The organism is Frankia sp. CoWAU3 (assembly GCF_977971855.1).
Window position 1 is genome coordinate 1 of record NZ_CDWWXB010000283.1, and the last position, 2,728, is coordinate 2,728.

At 69.3% G+C, this 2,728-nt stretch carries 2 protein-coding genes; both read left to right on the forward strand.

The window, feature by feature from the left end; translation table 11 throughout:
* Positions 1-297, forward strand: a 297-nt coding sequence (locus AC08ON_RS17190) for a hypothetical protein (RefSeq protein ID WP_476617349.1), incomplete at its 5' end; no start/stop codon positions are given.
* Between the two features lie 220 nt (positions 298-517).
* Positions 518-2,239 carry a class I SAM-dependent methyltransferase gene (locus tag AC08ON_RS17195; RefSeq protein WP_476608516.1) on the forward strand — a complete coding sequence of 574 codons (1,722 nt, stop codon included), beginning with the start codon at positions 518-520 and terminating at the stop codon, positions 2,237-2,239.
* Positions 2,240-2,728 lie beyond the last annotated feature (489 nt).

The window sequence follows — 2,728 nt, forward strand, 5'->3', positions numbered from 1 at the left end:
CACCCAACCCGGATACTCATGCTGTCCGACGGTACGGCAGGCTATACAAACGGTCAGCTGATCATCCTGCTCGCCGACCTCACCCTCAGCCAGGTCCGCGACCTACGTGCCGCCGGCATTTCCACCAAGCCCGATCCAGAGCACACCCAGGTGCTGGGCATCCTGATCCGCGAACTCGGCCCTCGCCTGCTGCAACCCATGGTCGAGCAGTTCTGGAACCGCCTCGCCCAGGACGCGCCCACCGCCGGACCACCGCCAGAGCTGGAGATCAAAATCAGACCAGTCCCGCGACCCTGACGCAGGGCTCCGGCGTGCCTGCGGTGACGTTCTCCCGTGCCGCGGCGGGTGCGGCCGAACCCAGCTACGTGTTCCGCCCCCGGTTCAGCCTGACCACCCGGTTCAGCCGCGCAGCGCGGAGCGGTCGGTGAAGCTTCGGCTGCAATTCGGAGGCAAGAGGTATTTTGCGGGGGCTTCCCGACAGCGGACCGGATGCGGATCAAATATTCGGAGGAGGCCGATGGTGAGCCGTCGTGGCTGGCTCCCGGTAGCCGCGTGTGTGGGGATCGGCCTCAACAGCATCCGGCTGCGCGGCCGGGTAGGTGCCATCGACATCATCGAATCGGTGGATCATGGGCCCCCGGGGGCGCGCCCGGCTCGGACGACCCTCATGCGCAGCGTCCGCCGTACGTCCTCACTCCTCGCTTCCGGAGTGCGTCTCGGCCCCGAGCATCGCCGCGCGGCCGACGCGTACGCGCGGCGGCACGGCTGCAAGGTCCTCGACCTGGTCCCGGCCGAGATGTCGGCGCACCGGATCCTCGACCTGGCGCGGATGGTCGACCCGTCCACCTACCGGTCAGCCCGGCTGGCCCGCGGTCGCGGTGCCTTCCAGGCGGTGCTCGTCGATGCAGAGGTGCTGGCCCGCACCGGCCTCACCACCGCGGACAGCGCCGATATCACCGATCTCACTGACCTCACCGAGGCAGAGCTCGTGGCCGTGCTCGAGACGTGCAAACGGCACGCCGCCGCGTCCACCGACCTCGCCCTGCTGCCCGGCCTGGTCGGTGCCGAGCCGGACGACGGGCGCACCCGGCTGTCCGTGCACCGCGCCGCCTATGCGTGGGAGCCCGCCAGACGGGTGCTGCCCGCGCTGCGGGACGCCGCCATCCTGCTCGGGGCTACCAGCAACCCGCTCGCGGCACTCGCGGCGGTGACGATGTCCTGGCTACGGCCGGTCGCCGTGGGCGGTAGCCGACTATGGGTGACGCCCGGGACGTTGCGGCGCAGCATGCTGACGCGGCGACGCGGCGCCCTCCTCCAGCTGGTGGGGATGCCGAGCCGAACCCGTGATCTTCTCGGCGCACCGGCCATCGGCCCGGACCCGGCGACGTGCCCGCGGGCTCCGCGACCGACCAGAACGGCGGGCAGGCTCACCCCCACGGAGATCGCCGAGAAGAGATCCCAGTACCGGCGGGAGCTCGCCGGCGGTCTTGACCGGTTCCTCGAGTCGCCTCGCACGGCCTGCCCGTGGTGCGGCGGAAACGACCTCTCCGTGCGCATGAATGGCCGCGACGTCTCCCAGGGGAAGCCCGGCCGGTTCCGCTACGACCGGTGCGGCGACTGCGGCCACGTCTTCCAGAATCCCCGACTCTCCTTCGAAGGTCTGAACTTCTACTACCGGGACTTCTACGACGGGCTCGGCGCCGCCATGATCGAGGAGGTCTTCGGATTCAGCCCGGGCCCTTATCTCCACCGGGCCAGCCTGTCGATACCGACGCCCCGTCGCTGGTTGGACGTGGGGGGTGGCCATGGACATTTCTGTAACGTGGCGAGAACGGTCTGGCCGACGACGTCGTTCGACGCACTCGACATCGGAGCGGGCATCGAGGAGGCGGAACGCCGACGCTGGGTGGATCGGGCCTACCGCGGATTATTTCCCGATATCGCCGCCGATCTGGCTGACCAGTACGACGTCATCAGCATGTTCCACTACCTCGAACGCACCCGGGATCCGCTGGCCGAACTGGATGGCGCCGCACTCGCGCTGGCCCCGGCCCGCCATCTGCTGCTCGAGGTACCGAATCCAGAGAGCCCCGCGGCCCGTGTGTACCGCCAACTGTGGCCGGGATGGCTGATTCCGCAACATCAGCACCTTATGCCGGCGGCCAATCTGGTGGCTGCCCTGAATGAACGTGGCTTCGCATCCGGTTCGGCGACGTCCATCAGCAGGGGGACCCGGTGATGGCCCTGTACGGCTGCTCCAGACTGTAGCGCCGTCACCGTCCTCAGCGTGGCGCACCGAGGAGGACCCGGGCCGCCCGCGGAGGGTCCGGGCGCTGACCGCGGCTGCCATGGTCCCCGCATTCGTGGCAGGCCTGGCCCTGGACACGATGAGCCGGCCTTATCTGACCGCCGGCAGCCGGTCGAACGCCTACCGCATCCTCGCCCGCCGGAGGTAAGCCGGAGCGCCACATTCCCGCCACCCGCGCGTGATGGCCATGGAACGTGAGTGCCGGACACCGCAGAGCCATGGTGCCCGGCACCACGCCGGCCAAAGAACCCGGGCGGGCATTGCCGAGCGGAATCCGTTCCGGACGCTCTCGCCAACGCCGCTACACGTTTCTCCTAGCGGTTCGCCGTATTTCAGTGGCGCTCCGTCCAGGTCCTCTCGTCAGCTCAGGCCCAGTCCCAGGTCCAGTCCCAGTCGTCCTTCTGGTGCCCGCCCTTGTCG